Below are 16917 nucleotides of genomic sequence, written 5' to 3' on the forward strand. Positions count from 1 at the left end.
GTGCATTTGTTGCCGCGCATTATAGGCCGTTAAATCTTTTTGTAAAGCACTTTTTCTAGTAACTTCAACAACTTACAGAAAAAGCCAGATTACAACGTACTAAGCAAATAATGGCGGAGAACGGGGGATTCGAACCCCCGACACCCTTTTGAGGTGTACTCCCTTAGCAGGGGAGCGCCTTCGGCCACTCGGCCAGCTCTCCGCAACACGGGGCGTATATTAACCAGCTTTCTCCCCGTTTGCAAACAAAAAAAACGATAAAAATTAATGGCTTGGTTCTTCGTCCTTCTCTTTCTTTATCCGCAGGTAAATTTCCTCACGGTGAACCGCCACTTCTTTGGGGGCGTTGACACCAATACGCACTTGATTACCTTTGACGCCGAGCACGGTCACAGTGATCTCGCCATCACCAATGATCAGGCTTTCTGCGCACCGACGAGTCAGAATCAGCATACCTATCTCCTCACGCATTACATTTTCAGGGACTACAGTCTGCAAAAAAAAGGGTGTCGGCCTACAACCTGGTCGGCTGCAGTCCTACACGCCTAAGTATTGACTAGCACGGGCAAAAGAACAGTTTTCTCCCGTGCCGATCAAAAACACAAAGGGCGCGGTCAGACCGCGCCCCTTTCAAACACTTATCACTCGCCCTGGCGGGCTGGAGCGTCAAGCTCGAACGCGGTGTGCAGCGCACGCACTGCCAGTTCCAGGTACTTCTCTTCGATCACTACCGAAACCTTGATTTCGGACGTGGAGATCATCTGGATGTTGATGCTTTCCTTGGCCAGGGCTTCAAACATGCGGCTGGCCACACCCGCGTGGGAGCGCATGCCGACACCCACGATCGAGACCTTGGCAATATTGGTATCACCGACCACTTCACGGGCACCGATCTCACGAGCGGTGTTTTCCAGCACCGTCTGAGCCGCCAGGTAGTCATTGCGGTGCACGGTGAAGGTGAAGTCGGTGGTGTTATCGTGCGAGACGTTCTGCACGATCATGTCGACTTCAATGTTCGCCGCACTGATTGGGCCGAGAATCTTGAAGGCCACGCCAGGATTGTCTGGCACGCCACGGATAGTCAGCTTGGCTTCATCGCGGTTAAAGGCGATGCCGGAAATGATCGGCTGTTCCATGGATTCCTCTTCATCAATAGTAATGAGGGTGCCCGGACCCTCCTGAAAGCTGTGCAACACGCGCAGCGGAACGTTGTACTTGCCAGCAAACTCGACCGCGCGGATCTGCAGCACCTTGGAACCGAGGCTGGCCATTTCCAGCATTTCTTCGAAGGTGATTTTGTCCAGACGCTGAGCCTTGGGTACCACACGTGGATCAGTGGTATAGACGCCATCTACGTCGGTATAGATCTGACACTCATCAGCCTTCAGGGCCGCTGCCAGCGCCACACCAGTAGTGTCGGAGCCGCCACGGCCCAGCGTGGTGATATTGCCGTGCTCGTCAACGCCCTGGAAACCGGCAACCACAACCACACGGCCGGCCTTCAGATCACCACGAATCTTCTGATCATCGATCTGCAGGATTCGCGCTTTGTTGTGAGCACTATCGGTAAGAATACGTACCTGGTTGCCGGTGTAGGACACCGCAGGAATACCACGCTTGATCAACGCCATGGCCAGCAACGCAATGGTCACTTGCTCGCCGGTGGAGACGATCACATCCAGCTCACGGGGAACCGGTTTAGCTTCGCCACTGATCTGCTTGGCCAGATCGATCAGGCGATTGGTTTCGCCACTCATCGCCGACAGCACAATCACCAGGTCATCGCCGGCTTCGCGGAACTTCTTCACCTTGTCGGCGACCTGCTCGATCCGCTCGACAGAGCCGACCGAAGTGCCTCCAAATTTCTGTACGATCAAAGCCATTTTCTAAGCCGCCTCAGCCCGTAAAGGGGCGCCCGTTAATCAATCAAACTGCACAGCGCATGGACCCGCCACTAGACGACGGGCCCGGCTCGGCGCCTTAAATACCCTGCTCGACAAATGGCACGGTCAGGGCCAGTGCCGCATCCAGCGCAGCAGCATCAACACCACCGCCTTGAGCCATGTCTGGACGACCACCACCCTTCCCGCCCACTGCCGCAGCGGCTTGTTTCATCAAATCACCGGCTTTGAGTTGGCCAGTCAGGTCCTTGGTTACACCTGCAACCAGTACGACCTTTTCCTCATGGACACTGCCGAGCAGGATCACTGCGCGGCCGAGTTTGTTTTTCAACTGATCCACCAGCGCCAACAGCGCCTTGCCGTCCTGGCCATCAAGACGCGCTGCCAGCACTTTCACGCCCTTGACGTCTGCCGCCTGGGCGGACAGATCGTCACCCGCAGCGCTGGCAGCCTTGGCCTGCAACTGCTCGATCTGCTTCTCCAGCAGACGATTGCGCTCCAGCACCGCCGACAGCTTGTCGATCAGGTTGTCGCGGCTGCCCTTGACCAGGGTCGCCGCTTCCTTGAGTTGTTCTTCCGCAGCGTTCAGGTACGCCAGGGCCGCAGCACCGGTGACCGCTTCAATACGCCGCACACCGGAAGCCACACCGCCTTCGCTGGTGATCTTCAGCAGGCCGATGTCGCCGGTACGGTTGGCGTGAATGCCACCGCACAGCTCCACCGAGAAATCACCGCCCATGCTCAGTACGCGCACGCTGTCGCCGTACTTCTCGCCGAACAGCGCCATGGCGCCCTTCTTCTTGGCGGTGTCGATGTCGGTTTCTTCGGTTTCCACCGCAGAGTTCTTGCGAATCTCGGCGTTTACGATGTCTTCTAGCGCCTTGATCTGCTCAGGCTTGATCGCTTCAAAGTGGCTGAAGTCGAAACGCAGACGCTGACTGTCCACCAGCGAGCCTTTCTGCTGTACGTGCTCGCCCAGTACCTGGCGCAGTGCAGCGTGCAGCAAGTGGGTGGCCGAATGGTTCAGCGAAGTGGCGTGACGCACGTCAGCATCGACCTGAGCATCAACCGCAGCCCCCACGATCAGACTGCCCGACGCCAGTACGCCGTGATGCAGGAACGCACCGCCGGTCTTGGTGGTGTCGCGCACATCAAAGCGCGCATTGCCGGCCTGCAGGTAACCGCAGTCACCGATCTGTCCGCCGGACTCGGCGTAGAACGGAGTCTGGTCGAGAACCACAACCCCCTCTTCGCCTTCATTCAGTACGTCGACCGATTGCCCTTCTTTATAGAGAGCGACCACTTTGGCCGAACCGCTGGTGGCGTGATAGCCGGTGAACTCGGTGGCCACATCGACCTTGACCAGGCTGTTGTAGTCCATGCCGAAAGAGCTGGCCGAACGGGCACGTACGCGTTGGGCTTCCATCTCGCGCTCGAAACCTTCCTCATCGAGGGTCAGGCTGCGCTCACGGGCGATGTCACCGGTCAGGTCCATGGGGAAACCGTAGGTGTCGTAGAGCTTGAACACCACGTCGCCCGGCACTACCGAGCCTTCGAGTGCCGCCAGATCCTGCTCGAGGATCTTCAGGCCCTGCTCCAGGGTCTTGGCGAACTGCTCTTCTTCAGCTTTCAGCACGCGCTCGATATGCGCCTGCTGGGATTTCAGCTCTGGGAAGGCTTCGCCCATTTCGGCCACCAGGGCCGCGACGATCTGGTAGAAGAAGCTGCCCTTGGCCCCCAGCTTGTTGCCGTGACGGCAAGCGCGACGAATGATCCGGCGCAGTACGTAGCCACGGCCTTCGTTGGATGGCAGTACGCCATCGGCAATCAGGAAGCCACAGGAACGGATGTGGTCAGCCACGACTTTAAGCGAGGCCTGGGCATCATTGGTGCAACCGATGGCCTTGGCCGCTGCGTCCAGCAGGCTCTGGAACAGGTCGATTTCATAGTTCGAATGCACATGCTGCAGCACCGCGCTGATCCGCTCCAGGCCCATGCCGGTATCCACCGACGGCGCTGGCAGCGGGTGCAGCACGCCATCGGCGGTGCGGTTGAACTGCATGAACACGTTGTTCCAGATTTCGATGTAACGGTCACCATCCTCTTCAGGCGAACCGGGTGGGCCGCCCCAGATATCGGCGCCGTGATCGTAGAAAATCTCGGTGCAAGGGCCGCAAGGGCCCGTATCGCCCATGGTCCAGAAGTTGTCGGAAGCGTAGGGCGCGCCCTTGTTGTCACCGATGCGCACCATGCGCTCGGCCGGCACCCCGACCTCTTTGGTCCAGATGTCGTAGGCCTCATCGTCGCTGGCGTAAACCGTGACCCAGAGCTTTTCCTTCGGCAGGTTCAGCCACTTGTCGGAGGTCAGGAAGGTCCAGGCGAACGTGATCGCATCACGCTTGAAGTAGTCGCCGAAGCTGAAGTTGCCCAGCATTTCGAAGAAGGTGTGGTGACGAGCGGTATAACCGACGTTTTCCAGGTCGTTGTGCTTGCCGCCGGCGCGGACGCACTTCTGGCTGCTCACAGCGCGGGTATAAGCGCGCTTTTCCTGGCCCAGGAAGCAATCCTTGAATTGGTTCATCCCCGCGTTGGTGAACAGCAGGGTTGGGTCGTTGCCTGGGATCAAGGAGCTGGAGGCTACACGGGTGTGGCCTTGCTCTTCGAAGAAGCGAAGGAAGGCTTCACGGATTTCTGCGCTTTTCATTAGGTTCTTCCACGGAGACTGCGGCCAAAGGCCTGTGCGCAACGTCAACAGACGAAACGACGGCAAAGGGCCGCATTATATCGGCGTTAATCACTTGGTACAGCGTGTTTGTACGATACAAACAGTCAATTGGACGGAGAACACTGTCAGTTACGGGAAAACTCGGCAAAAGTGCGCACCACTTGTTCGATTTGCCCGGAACTGACATCCATATGGGTCACCAGACGCAGCCGTGACGCGGCACTGAGACTGATCCCTCGCTCGGCGGCGAATGCCTTGAGGGCTTCGGCCCTATCCCCCATCTGCACATACACCATATTGGTCTGCACCGGCTCGACACTGAAGCCCGCCTGGCTCAGCCCCTGGGCCAGCAGCTGCGCATTGGCATGGTCATCCGCCAGACGCTGCACCTGATGCTCCAGGGCATACAGCCCCGCTGCCGCCAGCCCACCGGCCTGGCGCATGCCACCACCGACCATCTTGCGCAGGCGCCGCGCCTTGCCGATCAGTTCACGAGAGCCGCACAACACCGAGCCCACTGGCGCACCGAGTCCCTTGGACAGGCACACCGATACCGAATCGAAGTGTTCGGTGATCACCCGGGCATCCACCCCTAGCTTCACCGCCGCGTTATACAAGCGCGCACCATCCAAATGCAGGGCCAGCCCCCGCTCACGGGTAAAGGCCCGGGCCTGAGCCAGGTAAGCCAAGGGCAGCACCTTGCCCTGCATGGTGTTTTCCAGGGCCAGCAAGCGTGTGCGGGCAAAATGAAAGTCATCGGGCTTGATCGCGGCCGCCACCTGATCCAGGTCCAGGGAACCGTCGGCCTGGAGCTCCAGCGGCTGAGGCTGGATCGATCCCAGCACCGCGGCACCACCTCCTTCATATTTATAGGTGTGGGCCTGCTGGCCGACGATGTACTCATCGCCTCGCTCGCAGTGGGCCATCAAGGCCAGCAGATTGCTCATGGTGCCGGAAGGTACAAACAGTGCCGCGGCAAATCCCAGGCGTTGCGCCAGTTCCGCCTCCAACTGATTGACCGTCGGGTCTTCGCCGTAGACATCGTCTCCGGTACGGGCGCAAGCCATGGCCTCGAGCATGCCGGGAGTCGGCTGGGTCACGGTGTCACTACGAAGATCGATCACGCTCATCACATCTGGCTCCAACTACGAGGGACCGCAAGGTCCGCGCTGAACAGGGGGAATTCCCTTTCGAAACGAATTACTGCGGCCCCACGGCCGATTAATCAAGCAGCAACTGTAGAAAACCTTGTGCCACAGGGTGAAAAATCTGATGAACATTATCCAAAAGGCACAATGCTTCCCCGCCAAATCTGTGTTAAAAACTCACCGCCCGCGAAAAACTCACGGGCAATCGTTCTCAGGGCGGGGTGTAATTCCCCACCGGCGGTAATTGCGCGCAATGTGCATAGCCCGCGAGCGCTTGGCGATGCCCGTGGCAAATCCACAGGTGCCAACAAGGTCAGCAGACCCGGTGTGATTCCGGGGCCGACGGTCATAGTCCGGATGAAGAGAGAACGGGATTGGCGCCAAAGGGCCGCTGCCGGGTAGCTCGTGGGAAATCCACGGCCGTTCTGCGCGCACCCTTAAATCCCATTCGATTCATATACGCCCTGTTTTTCATACAAACAGGAGTCAGAACAGATGCAACCCACCGCAATCGATAGCAAAAGCAAACACCACCCCAACGAGCGCGTCGCCTTTATCCAGGCCTGCTGGCACAAGGAAATCGTCGATCAGAGCCGCCAGGGGTTCGTCGCGGAAATGCTCGCCCAGGGTTATCAGGAAAGCGATATCGACTTCTTCGAAGTCGGCGGCGCCTTCGAGATTCCTCTGCACGCCAAACTGCTGGCCAAGTCCGGTCGCTACACCGGGATCGTCGCTGCGGGGCTGGTGGTGGACGGCGGCATCTACCGCCATGAGTTCGTCGCCCAATCGGTGATCAGCGGCCTGATGCAGGTGCAGTTGGAAACCGAAGTGCCGGTATTCTCCGTGGTGCTGACCCCGCATCACTTCCACGCAGGCGAAGAGCATCAGAAGTTCTTCTTCGAGCACTTCGTGCACAAGGGCCAGGAAGCAGCAAAGACCTGTGCCGATACCCTGCAGAAAGTTCGCGCCCTGCGCCGCAATGAGCAGCGTGCGGTTGCCGTTTAAGCGATAAAAGCATCGCCGGTCACGCCGGCTCCTACAGGATCGTGTAGGAGCCGGCGTGCCGGCGAACCTCAGGCCAGGCCGTCAGCCGATGCCGGCACAATCAGAATCCCCGCACGCAGGCCGTTCTTGACCTTGGGGTTTGGAAAAATGATCCGCGCGCCCTCTTCCTCGATGACCCAACGGGTCTGGGCGATATCCTCGGCCAGCAGGTAACCCACTTCCAACTCGGAAAAGTTCTCGACGTCCGCCGGCAAATGCAGGTGGAAGCTGTCGCTGTGCTTGATGATTTCCCGCGCCACGCTGAACAGTTTCAAGCCATCGAGGGTGTCCTGTTCGGGCTCTGGCTCGGTGCCTTCGATGATGTGCTTGAGGCGGGTTTCCAGGCGCTCGACATTAACCCCCTGGTTCTGCCCGAACGGCCGTGCCTTGCCCAACTCCAGGGTGAAGGACTCGGCACCCAGCTGATCGTAGGTGTAGGCGCTGAAGACAATGGAAGGCTTGTTCTGCAGCAGCACCGCCTCCATGCCCGCCGCCCGCAGGCGCGCCAGTTCACGGCGCGAATGCTGGCGCCCATCCTTCCACGGATAGAGGGCAAACTGTTCGATCTTCGAGCCACGGATCGCCGTGTGCAGATCGTAGTGCAGGCGTTCGCGCCCCGGCAGGTTGAAGAAGCTCGCCGCCAGACGTTCCAGCTCGCAAGCCCGCAGGGCTTCGAAACCACTGCTCAATTCATGCCGGCCGTTGAACAGCCGGTTGACGTCCTGCTCGACGAATCGCTCGCCACGGCGCATGGCCTCGGGGTTGCCGAACAGGAACAGAATGCGTGCCCTGGGCTTCAAGTCGCCCCGGGCAATGTCATGCAACAAACGGTCGAGCAGCTCGATGGGGGCTGTCTCGTTGCCGTGGATACCGGCGGACAGCAACAGGTCCAGACCGTTATCCCGAGCTTCGGGCGGCCGTACTTCCAGGGCGCCCTCGCTCAGCCAGCGCATGCGCACGCCGTCGACAGTCAGTTGAGTCTTCTCTGCCGGCTCACGGCCGGCGAGGGTCAGTTCAAGCAGTTTGCCGAGGGCGAGCATAAAGCGGCTTCCTTAGTGAGCGTGACCGCAGTCAGGGCCATGCACGTGATCATCTTCACCAGCGTCGGCCGGTTCCATTTCCAGTTGCAGGCTGACCAGGTTGGTTGCCAGCGGACGCAGCAACAGGCTGGCGTATTCGGCATCGCCCTCTTCCACGTCCACGCCGATCAGCAATTGGCCACGGCCGTCCTGCTGGATCCACACTTCCTTGCCCTGCCACAGCACCGCGAAGCGGGTGCAGGAGGTTTGCAGTTGGGTGCCGTCGGTGTCTTCAAGGATCAGTTGCAGGGTATCGCTCATGGGGGTCGTTCTCATCTGGGGTGAAGCGGCGCGCCCGGGATCGCCGGGCGCGGGCTTTCAATTGATCTGGAAGGGATAAACCGCGCCCAGTTTAAGGATTTGCGTCAGTTCATCCAGTGCCGTCCGGCATTCAAGCAACAGCTGCGGGTCCGCCAGATCACTTTCACTGAGGCGGTCGCGGTAGTGCTTGCCGACCCATTGGGTCAGGGTGTCGTACAACGGCGCGGTCATGATAACCCCAGGATTGACTGCCGCCAGCTCGGTTTCATTCAGAGCCACTCGCAGACGCAGACAAGCCGGGCCACCGCCGTTCTGCATGCTCTGCTTGAGATCGAAAACCTTCACTTCGCGGATCAGGCCACCCGAGCTGGTGAGGCTTTGCAGGTACTGCCAGACTCGCTCGTTGCTGCGGCATTCTTCCGGCACGATCAGCAGCATCGAACCATCGGCACGGGACAGCAGTTGGCTGTTGAACAGGTAGGAGCGCACGGCATCTTCCACCGTCACCTGCGAGCGCGGCACACAAATCGACTGGAAGTTGCCGCCGCGCTTGCCCAGTTTGCCCTGCAGTTCGGCGAGCATCTTCTCGGTCTCGAGGAAGGCGTCCTCGTGATAGAACAGCACCTCGCCATTGCCCACGGCGATCACGTCGTTGTGGAACACGCCCTGGTCGATCACCGAGGGATTCTGCTGGGCATAGACCACACCCTCCTCGCTCAGGCCATGCAGACGCGCCACGGCTTGCGAGGCTTCCAGAGTCTGACGCGCCGGGTACTTCTGCGGCGCCGGGTAGCGGTTGTCGAACGCGCTGCGACCGAAGACGAAGAACTCGACACCGGCCTGACCGTAATCACGGCAGAAGCGAGTGTGGTTGGCCGCGCCTTCATCACCGAACTGCGCCACCGCCGGCAACGCAGCGTGATGGGCGAAGTGTTTCTGGTCGGCGAACATCGCCCCCAGCACGCGGCTGGTGGTCGGGTGCTCGATGCTGCGGTGGTATTTGCAGTTCAAGTTGGCGGCGGTGAAATGCACGCGGCCATCGGCAGTATCGGCACTCGGGCTGACGGTGGCGGCGTTGGCCACCCACATGCTCGATGCCGAGCAACTGGCGACCAGCAAGGGCATCGCCTGCTGGGCGGCTTGCTGGATGACTTGTGCATCAGTCCCGGCAAAACCCAGTTTGCGCAAGGCCGCAACATCAGGCCGCTCCTGCGGGGCGAGCACGCCTTGCTGGAAGCCCATTTCCATCAGCGCTTTCATTTTCGCCAGGCCCTGCAGCGCCGCTTCCTTGGGATTGGAGCCCTGCTGGCTGTTGCTCTGGGAGGCGACGTTGCCGTAGGACAAACCGCCGTAGTTATGGGTCGGCCCCACTAGACCGTCAAAATTGACTTCATAGGATTTCATCAGCGAGGCTCCACGAATCTGTTTGTTATAGGCATCGGTATCTACACAGGGCGCGCGTTTCGCGCTCGTTCGCCAGCCGGCCGGCTCCTACAGATCTGCAAGAGCCGGCTGGCCGGCGAAGAGACCATAAAGGCCTCTCGAATCAGGACAAGCGCACACCCGGCGTCAACGCGCTCGGCAGCACCAGGCTCGGGGTTTCCAGGGAAGCCACCGGATACGCGCAGTAATCCGCCGCGTAATAGGCACTGGCCCGATGGTTGCCCGAAGCCCCAACACCACCAAACGGCGCGCTGCTGGCGGCACCGGTCAACTGTTTGTTCCAGTTGACGATCCCGGCACGGCTCTGCAGCCAGAACTGCTGGTAACGCTCGGCAGAATCCGACAACAGACCGGCAGCCAGGCCGTACTGAGTGTTGTTGGCCTCGGCAATGGCCCCATCGAAATCAGCGTAGCGGATCACTTGCAGCAAAGGCCCGAACAGCTCTTCATCGGGACGCTCAGCCACTGCCGTCACATCCAGAATGCCTGGGGTCAGCAAGGCGGCCTGAGCCTGGGGCTGGGTCATTTCCAGCAAGGCCACGGCGCCATTGGCCAACAGTTGCTGCTGCGCATCCATCAGCGCGCGAGCGGCGCCCAGGGAAATCACCGAACCCATGAACGGCGCCGGCTGCTGGTCATACGCACCGACATCAATGCTTGCGCTGACCGCCACCAGGCGCGCCAGCAACGCATCCCCCCAGGCGCCTTGTGGCACCAGCAGGCGGCGGGCGCAAGTGCAGCGCTGGCCGGCCGAAATGAAGGCCGACTGGATGATGGTGTACACCGCCGCATCCAGATCAGCGACCTGATCCACCACCAGCGGGTTGTTGCCGCCCATTTCCAGCGCCAGGATCTTGTCCGGACGCCCGGCAAATTGCTGGTGCAGATGATTGCCGGTGCGGCTGGAACCGGTGAAGAACAAGCCATCGATACCCGGATTGGCAGCCAGGGCGATACCGGTTTCCCGGGCGCCTTGCAGCAGGTTGAGGACGCCTGCTGGCAAACCGGCTTCGATCCAGCACTGCACCGTCAGCTCGGCGACTTTCGGCGTCAGCTCGCTGGGTTTGAACAGCACGCTGTTGCCCGCCAGCAGCGCGGGAACGATGTGCCCGTTAGGCAAGTGCCCCGGGAAGTTGTAAGGGCCGAACACCGCCACCACGCCGTGGGGCTTGTGTCGCAGCACAGCGGTGGCGTCGCCCAAGGGGCCGCTCTTCTCGCCGGTGCGCTCGCGGTAGCTCTGCACCGAGATGGCGATCTTGTTGACCATGCTGGTGACTTCGGTGGCGGCTTCCCACAGCGGCTTGCCGGTTTCCTCACCGATGCAGCGGGCCAGTTCATCGGCCCGCGCCTTCAGGCTGGCGGCAAAGGCCTCGAGCACGCCGATGCGCTCTTCCAGAGAGCGCTTGGCCCAGGCCGGAAACGCCTGGCGGGCGGCCTGCACAGCGCTTTCCACTTGCGCGGCCGTGGCGCCGTTACCGGACCAGATAACCGCCTGGGTCACCGGATTGACCGAGGTGAAGGCTTCGCCCTGGCCGGCCAGCCATTGGCCTGCGATGTACAGCGTGCTCATTATTTCGACTCCCGAGAAGCAGACAGCGGAACCGCGCGGACCTGGTCGCCGGCGTTGAGTTGCAGGCGCTTGGCGGTCAGAGGATCAACCACCAGGGTGCCCGCGGCGAAGCGTGCAGGCGCCGCGGTGATGCGGCAGTCCTCGCGCTTGCGGTTGTGGATCAGGAACGGCGTGGCGTCGTCGCCCGGGGTGCCGATGGCCAGCACCAATGCCTGGCTGTCACGTACCGCGCGGATCTTGCTGGTCTCGCACTCCACCGCCGGGCCGGCGTCGAAGATGTCGACATAGCCCTGGTAGCTGAAACCTTCACTCTTGAGCATGGCCAGGGCCGGCTCGGTGTCGGTGTGGACCTTGCCGATCACGTTGCGTGCATCCTCGGACAGGAAGCAGGTGTACAGCGGAAACTTGGGCATCAGCTCGGCGATGAACGCCTTGTTGCCAACCCCGGTCAGGTAATCCGCCTGGCTGAACTCCATCTTGAAGAAGTGCCGGCCCAGGCTCTCCCAGAATGGCGAACGACCATTCTCATCGGACATGCCGCGCATCTCGGCAATGATCTTGTTGCCGAACAGTTGCGGGAATTCAGCGATGAACAGCATCCGCGCCTTGGCCAGCATGCGGCCATTGAGGCCGGTGCGGTAATCGGCGTGAAGGAACAGCGAGCACAGCTCGGAGTTGCCGGTCAGATCATTGGCCAGGAACAGCGTGGGGATCTCGCGGTAGATGTTCAGCTCTTGGGAGGCGCTGACCGTCAGGCCGACCCGGAAGTTGTACCAGGGCTCGCGCAAGCCGACGGCGCCAGCGATGGCGGAAATCCCCACCACCCGGCCATTGTCGTCTTCCAGTACGAACAGGTAGTCCGCATCGCCACGCTCGGCTTCGCCGCGAAAGGTCTTTTCCGCCCAGCCAACCCTGTGGGTCAGGCGCTCTTCGTTGGCCGGCAAGGTGGTGAGGCCGGTGCCGGTGCTGCGGGCCAGGTCGATCAGCGCGGGTAAATCGCTGCTGCGTACGGGACGAACGATCATGCTATCTCCTCAGACGCAGGCCGCTGATGGCCTGCGCGAAACTCGCTGCTTTCCAGGCATGCTTTCCAGGTAATGGAAGCAGGCTTTAAACCGCCACCAGACGCACGCTGGCACCTTCGCCGACGCCCAGGGCTTCGGCGGCTTGCAGATCCAGGGTGACCGGTTTGCCCGGGGCGTAATCCAGCTCCAGCAACACCGCGCGGTAATCCTGCAACTGACCGTTGGACACCAGGTACTGACGACCACCGCCCTTGAGCGCCTCGCCAATCTTCACTGGCACCACGCGGCTCTGGGCAATGGAGCGGATACCCGAAACCCGTGCATGCAAGGTCGGGCCGCCATCGAAAATGTCGATGTAGTGATCGGTTTCAAAACCTTCGCGCATCAGGATGTCAAAGGTGATCTGCGCCCGCGGATGCACCTGGCCCATGGCTTCCTGGGCGGCGTCCGGCAGCAGGGGCACGTAGATCGGGTAATGGGGCATCAGCTCGGCAAGGAAGGTCCGGCTCTTCAGGCCGCACAGGCGCTCGGCCTCAGCGTAGTTGAGGTCGAAGAAATTACGCCCGATGGCGTCCCAGAACGGCGAATCACCGTGCTCATCGCTGTAGCCGACGATCTCGGTCACCACCGAATCGGCGAAACGCTCCGGGTGGCTGGCAACGAACAGCAGGCGGCCCCGGGAGTTGAGTTCCGACCAGGGCGATCCCACCAGCTCCGGCACCACATAGAAACTGGTCAACAGACTGTTGCCGGTCAGGTCGTGGCACTGGGACAGGACGTGAATCTTGTTATGGATCTTCAGCTCGCGGGACGCATGGACGAAGGTTTCATTACGGAAGCTGTAGAACGGCTCGGAATAACCGGCGGACGCGACGATGGCCGAACACCCCACCAGCTTGCCGCTGTCGGTGTCTTCCAGGACGAAAAAGTAGCTTTCCTCGCCGTTGAAGCTCACTTCAGCAGCGAACGAAGCCTCGCTTGCAGCGATCTTGTCGCTCAAGCGGTCCACATCATCCGGCAAGGAGGTGACACCAATCGGGCTGTCTGCAGCCAGACGCTGTACCTCGCCCAGATCAGCCATTTGCGCGGGGCGCATCACCAGCATGGTGTCACTCCTTACTCTAAAACAGGTCGGAAACCGTCCGACTCAGGGAAAAAAATGCCGGGACAGCCCGGCACAGGAATTAGGCTCGACGCCGGCCACTAAAGCCGACGCCGAGAAGTACTGCTACCTGGATCAGGCTTGAGTCAGTTTCGCCACGGCACGCTCGAAGCGGTCCAGGCCGGCGTCGATATCGGCATCCTCGATCACCAGGCTCGGGGCAAAGCGCACCACGTCCGGACCTGCTTGCAGAATCATCAGGCCTTCTTTCTCGGCGGCGTTGAACACGTCCTTGGCCTTGCCTTTCCAGGCTTCGCTGAGCACGCAACCGAGCAACAGGCCCAGGCCGCGGACTTCAGTGAACAGGCCGTACTTCTCGCCGATCTGCAGCAGACGGGTCTTGAAGCGATCGTGCTTGGCCTTCACGCCATTGAGCACCTCGGGGGTGTTGATCACATCGATCACCGCCTCGGCCACGGCACACGCCAGCGGGTTGCCGCCGTAGGTGGTGCCGTGGGTGCCAACCACCAGGTGCTTGGCCAGCGCTTCGGTGGTCAGCATCGCCGCAATCGGGAAACCGCCGCCCAGGCTCTTGGCGCTGGTGAGGATGTCCGGGGTCACGCCGTAATACTGGTAGGCAAACAGCTCACCGCTGCGGCCCATGCCGGTTTGTACTTCGTCGAACACCAACAGCGCGTTGTGCTGATCGCACAGCTCGCGAGCGCCCTGCAGATAGGCCAGTTCGGCCGGCAGCACGCCGCCTTCGCCCTGGATCGGCTCCAGCACCACGGCGCAGGTCTTGTCGGAAACCGCGGCCTTCAGAGCAGCCAGGTCGTTGTACGGCACATGGGTGATGCCGGTGATTTTCGGACCGAAGCCATCGGAATACTTCGACTGGCCACCGACGTTCACAGTGAACAGGGTGCGCCCGTGGAAGCTGTTCAGCGCGGCGATGATTTCGTACTTCTCGGCACCGAAACGATCGTGAGCCACGCGACGGGCCAGCTTGAAGGCGGCCTCGTTGGCTTCTGCACCGGAGTTACAGAAGAACGCGCGCTCAGCGAAGGTGGCGTCGATCAGCTTATGGGCCAGACGCAGGGCCGGCTCGTTGGTGAACACGTTGGACACATGCCACAGTTTACTGGCCTGCTCGGTCAGAGCCCCCACCAGCGCCGGATGGGCGTGGCCCAGTACGTTGACCGCGATGCCGCCGGCGAAGTCGATCAGCTCCCGTCCCGACTGATCCCAGACTCGAGACCCCGCGCCGCGCACAGGAATGAAAGCCGCAGGTGCGTAGTTGGGAACCATCACCTGGTCGAAATCGGCGCGTTGCACCGGAGCTTGCTCAACGGACATCGGAGTCTCCTGAAGAGGAACACCCGCCTGAAACTGGCGAGCGATGGAGGGATTGTAAGGACAGTTTTGTGCCCGGCCTTGTCGCCAAGCGACAACTTCTTATAGCGCCAACCCAGGTTTTACGCGGGTTTATGGCAATGCGACAAATAGCGTCGCAAAGGCGCAGTTTAAACTGCGCAAGGCTCTAGCGGCAGATTCGCCGGGCAATTTGCCCAAGGTAATTACCCAGGTAGTTATCCAGGTTGCTATTCAGATAGTTACGTGGCGAGCGGACCCAAATCTCGAAAAGGTTATCGGCATTGCGACAACAAGGTGTCGAGCGGGATGTTGCGCGGTGAGCGGGTTGCCCGTGGGATTGGCCGGCAAGCCGACGCCTAACGGACGAGGTCAGCCGCGCTCGGCGGGTACGGAGGAGAGTTCGAACGGGCTGCTGCTGCGCCGTTGATTGCGATCTTCACGGGGAGTGGCGCCAAAGAAATTGCGGTAGGCACTGGAGAAGTGCGGACCGGAGGAGAAGCCGCAGGACAGGCCGATCTGAATGATCGACTTGCTGGTCTGCATCAGCATCTGTCGGGCCTTGTTCAGGCGCAGCTCCAGGTAATACTGGCTGGGCACCCGATTCAGGTATTGCTTGAAGATCCGCTCCAACTGACGTCGGGACACACAGACATGCTGGGCAATCTCGTCGGTGGTCAGCGGTTCTTCGATATTGGCCTCCATCAGCAGCACGGCCTGAGTCAGCTTCGGATGGCTGGAGCCCAGACGGTTCTGCAGCGGAATCCGCTGACGCTCGCCGCCCTCGCGGATGCGCTCCACCACCAGTTCTTCCGACACCGCACCGGCCAGCTCGGCACCGTGATCACGCGCCAGCACCGCCAGCAACAGATCCAGCACCGACATGCCGCCACAGGCCGTCAGGCGATCACGATCCCAATCGAACAGATGACTGGTGGCAATAACCTTGGGGAAGCGTTCGGCAAAATCGTCCTGCCAGCGCCAGTGCACCGCCGCCCGATAACCATCGAGCAGACCCAGTTGGGCCAGTGGGTAAACCCCGGCGGACAACCCCCCGATCACACAGCCGGCACGCACCAGCTGCTTGAGGGCGCTACTGAGGGTCGAACTCATCGGTGCCGGCGGCTCATCGGCCAGCAGGAACAACTTCTGACAACCTTCAAGCTTGCCCGCCCAAGGCTCCCCCGGCAGTTGCCAGGCGCCTTCGACTGGCGCTTCGGCCTGCAGGAATGCCAGCTCATAGACCACGTCCGGGTGCACCCGCTGGGCAACACGCAAGGCCTCCTCGGCCAGCGCCAGCGTCAAGGCTTTAGTGCTGGGCCAAATCAGGAAACCAATTCGATGGGCAGTCATGGCGGGCAATCCGAAACGAAAACAGTGTTAGAAACCAAGGGCGGCAGCACCAAGTTAGACCATCTGGCGCGCGGTGCGCAGCATGACCTAATTTGGTGCATAACGGCAGCTATTACTTGAGGCTGCCAGAGAGGAATTGTTGCAAACGTTCTGATTGCGGGTTCACCAGCACTTCCCGCGGGTTGCCGCTTTCTTCCACCACGCCTTTGTGCAGGAACACCAACTGGTTGGAGACTTCACGGGCAAAGCCCATCTCGTGAGTCACCACCACCATGGTCCGACCTTCCTGGGCCAGGGCCTGCATAACCTTCAACACGTCACCCACCAGCTCAGGGTCCAGGGCCGAGGTCGGCTCGTCGAACAGCATGACTTCCGGCTCCATGGCCAGAGCCCGGGCGATAGCCACGCGCTGCTGCTCACCGCCGGACATGTGCCCCGGGTAAGCATCCTTGCGGTGCGCCACACCCACCTTGGCCAGGTAATGCTCGGCCTTCTCGCGAGCCTCGGCCTTGGACACACCCAGCACATGCACCGGTGCTTCCATGATGTTTTCAATGGCGGTCATGTGCGACCACAGGTTGAAGTGCTGGAACACCATCGACAGGCGCGAACGCATGCGCTGCAACTGCTTGGGATCGGCGGCCTTCAGCGCGCCGTCCTTGTTGGCCACCAGCTTCAACTCTTCGTTGTTCAGCAGGATCTTGCCGGCATGGGGCTGCTCCAGCAGGTTGATGCAGCGCAAAAAGGTACTTTTGCCCGAGCCACTGGAGCCGATGATGCTGATCACATCGCCAGCTGCGGCCTTCAGGGACACACCCTTGAGCACTTCGTGACTGCCATAGCGCTTATGCAGGTCTTGGACTTCAAGTTTGTACATGCGGTCGGTTCTCACAAA

The 16917-nt window shown here is 60.8% G+C and carries 14 protein-coding genes, 1 tRNA gene and 1 riboswitch; of the genes, 1 reads left to right on the plus strand and 14 read right to left on the minus strand.

Annotation, left to right across the window (positions count from 1 at the left end; all coding sequences use genetic code 11):
* Positions 1–111: 111 nt before the first annotated feature.
* From PQT43_RS07335 to ltaE, 5 genes are all read right to left on the minus strand, one after another.
* Positions 112–202: transfer RNA gene (locus PQT43_RS07335), tRNA-Ser, on the minus strand.
* Positions 203–264: 62 nt separating this feature from the next.
* On the minus strand, positions 265–453 hold the full coding sequence (gene csrA / locus PQT43_RS07340) for a carbon storage regulator CsrA (protein ID WP_002554426.1): 189 nt from the start codon (positions 451–453) through the stop codon (positions 265–267).
* Between the two features lie 188 nt (positions 454–641).
* Positions 642–1883: an aspartate kinase gene (locus PQT43_RS07345; RefSeq protein ID WP_102860691.1), complete on the minus strand. Its 1242-nt coding sequence runs from the start codon at positions 1881–1883 to the stop codon at positions 642–644.
* 97 nt (positions 1884–1980) lie between these two features.
* Positions 1981–4605, minus strand: coding sequence for an alanine--tRNA ligase (gene alaS, locus PQT43_RS07350; protein WP_272753653.1), 2625 nt, complete (start codon positions 4603–4605; stop codon positions 1981–1983).
* 146 nt (positions 4606–4751) lie between these two features.
* Positions 4752–5756 (minus strand): low-specificity L-threonine aldolase, encoded by a 1005-nt coding sequence (gene ltaE, locus PQT43_RS07355; RefSeq protein ID WP_272753654.1) that lies wholly within the window; start codon positions 5754–5756, stop codon positions 4752–4754.
* A 221-nt stretch (positions 5757–5977) separates the two neighbouring features.
* A riboswitch (FMN riboswitch) is annotated at positions 5978–6148 on the plus strand.
* Between the two features lie 121 nt (positions 6149–6269).
* Between ltaE and PQT43_RS07360 the strand changes: the two genes are divergently transcribed.
* Entirely contained in the window at positions 6270–6779 is a 510-nt protein-coding gene (locus tag PQT43_RS07360) for a 6,7-dimethyl-8-ribityllumazine synthase (protein WP_102880592.1), read from the plus strand.
* Positions 6780–6847: 68 nt separating this feature from the next.
* Here PQT43_RS07360 and astE read toward each other — a convergent pair whose 3' ends face one another.
* From astE to PQT43_RS07405, 9 genes are all read right to left on the minus strand, one after another.
* Positions 6848–7858, minus strand: coding sequence for a succinylglutamate desuccinylase (gene astE / locus PQT43_RS07365; RefSeq protein ID WP_102860687.1), 1011 nt, complete (start codon positions 7856–7858; stop codon positions 6848–6850).
* A gap of 12 nt (positions 7859–7870) precedes the next feature.
* The gene (locus tag PQT43_RS07370) at positions 7871–8158 is read right to left on the minus strand and encodes a topoisomerase II (RefSeq protein WP_102860686.1); all 288 of its coding nucleotides are present in this window, start codon (positions 8156–8158) and stop codon (positions 7871–7873) included.
* Positions 8159–8215: 57 nt separating this feature from the next.
* Positions 8216–9562, minus strand: coding sequence for an N-succinylarginine dihydrolase (astB, locus tag PQT43_RS07375; protein WP_102860685.1), 1347 nt, complete (start codon positions 9560–9562; stop codon positions 8216–8218).
* 142 nt (positions 9563–9704) lie between these two features.
* On the minus strand, positions 9705–11174 hold the full coding sequence (gene astD, locus PQT43_RS07380) for a succinylglutamate-semialdehyde dehydrogenase (protein ID WP_180988438.1): 1470 nt from the start codon (positions 11172–11174) through the stop codon (positions 9705–9707).
* Positions 11171–12196 (minus strand): arginine N-succinyltransferase, encoded by a 1026-nt coding sequence (astA, locus tag PQT43_RS07385; protein WP_016968175.1) that lies wholly within the window; start codon positions 12194–12196, stop codon positions 11171–11173. The genes astD and astA overlap by 4 nt, the downstream gene beginning before the upstream one ends.
* A gap of 85 nt (positions 12197–12281) precedes the next feature.
* Entirely contained in the window at positions 12282–13301 is a 1020-nt protein-coding gene (gene aruF / locus PQT43_RS07390) for an arginine/ornithine succinyltransferase subunit alpha (RefSeq protein ID WP_102860683.1), read from the minus strand.
* Between the two features lie 132 nt (positions 13302–13433).
* Positions 13434–14654: an aspartate aminotransferase family protein gene (locus PQT43_RS07395; protein ID WP_265073604.1), complete on the minus strand. Its 1221-nt coding sequence runs from the start codon at positions 14652–14654 to the stop codon at positions 13434–13436.
* Between the two features lie 387 nt (positions 14655–15041).
* Positions 15042–16022 (minus strand): transcriptional regulator ArgR, encoded by a 981-nt coding sequence (gene argR, locus PQT43_RS07400; protein ID WP_102860681.1) that lies wholly within the window; start codon positions 16020–16022, stop codon positions 15042–15044.
* A 112-nt stretch (positions 16023–16134) separates the two neighbouring features.
* Positions 16135–16899 (minus strand): ABC transporter ATP-binding protein, encoded by a 765-nt coding sequence (locus PQT43_RS07405; RefSeq protein WP_011062773.1) that lies wholly within the window; start codon positions 16897–16899, stop codon positions 16135–16137.
* Positions 16900–16917: the final 18 nt, after the last annotated feature.

Origin of the sequence: Pseudomonas sp. BLCC-B112, assembly GCF_028550695.1 — a bacterium.
Taxonomy (GTDB): Bacteria; Pseudomonadota; Gammaproteobacteria; order Pseudomonadales; family Pseudomonadaceae; genus Aquipseudomonas; species Aquipseudomonas danubii.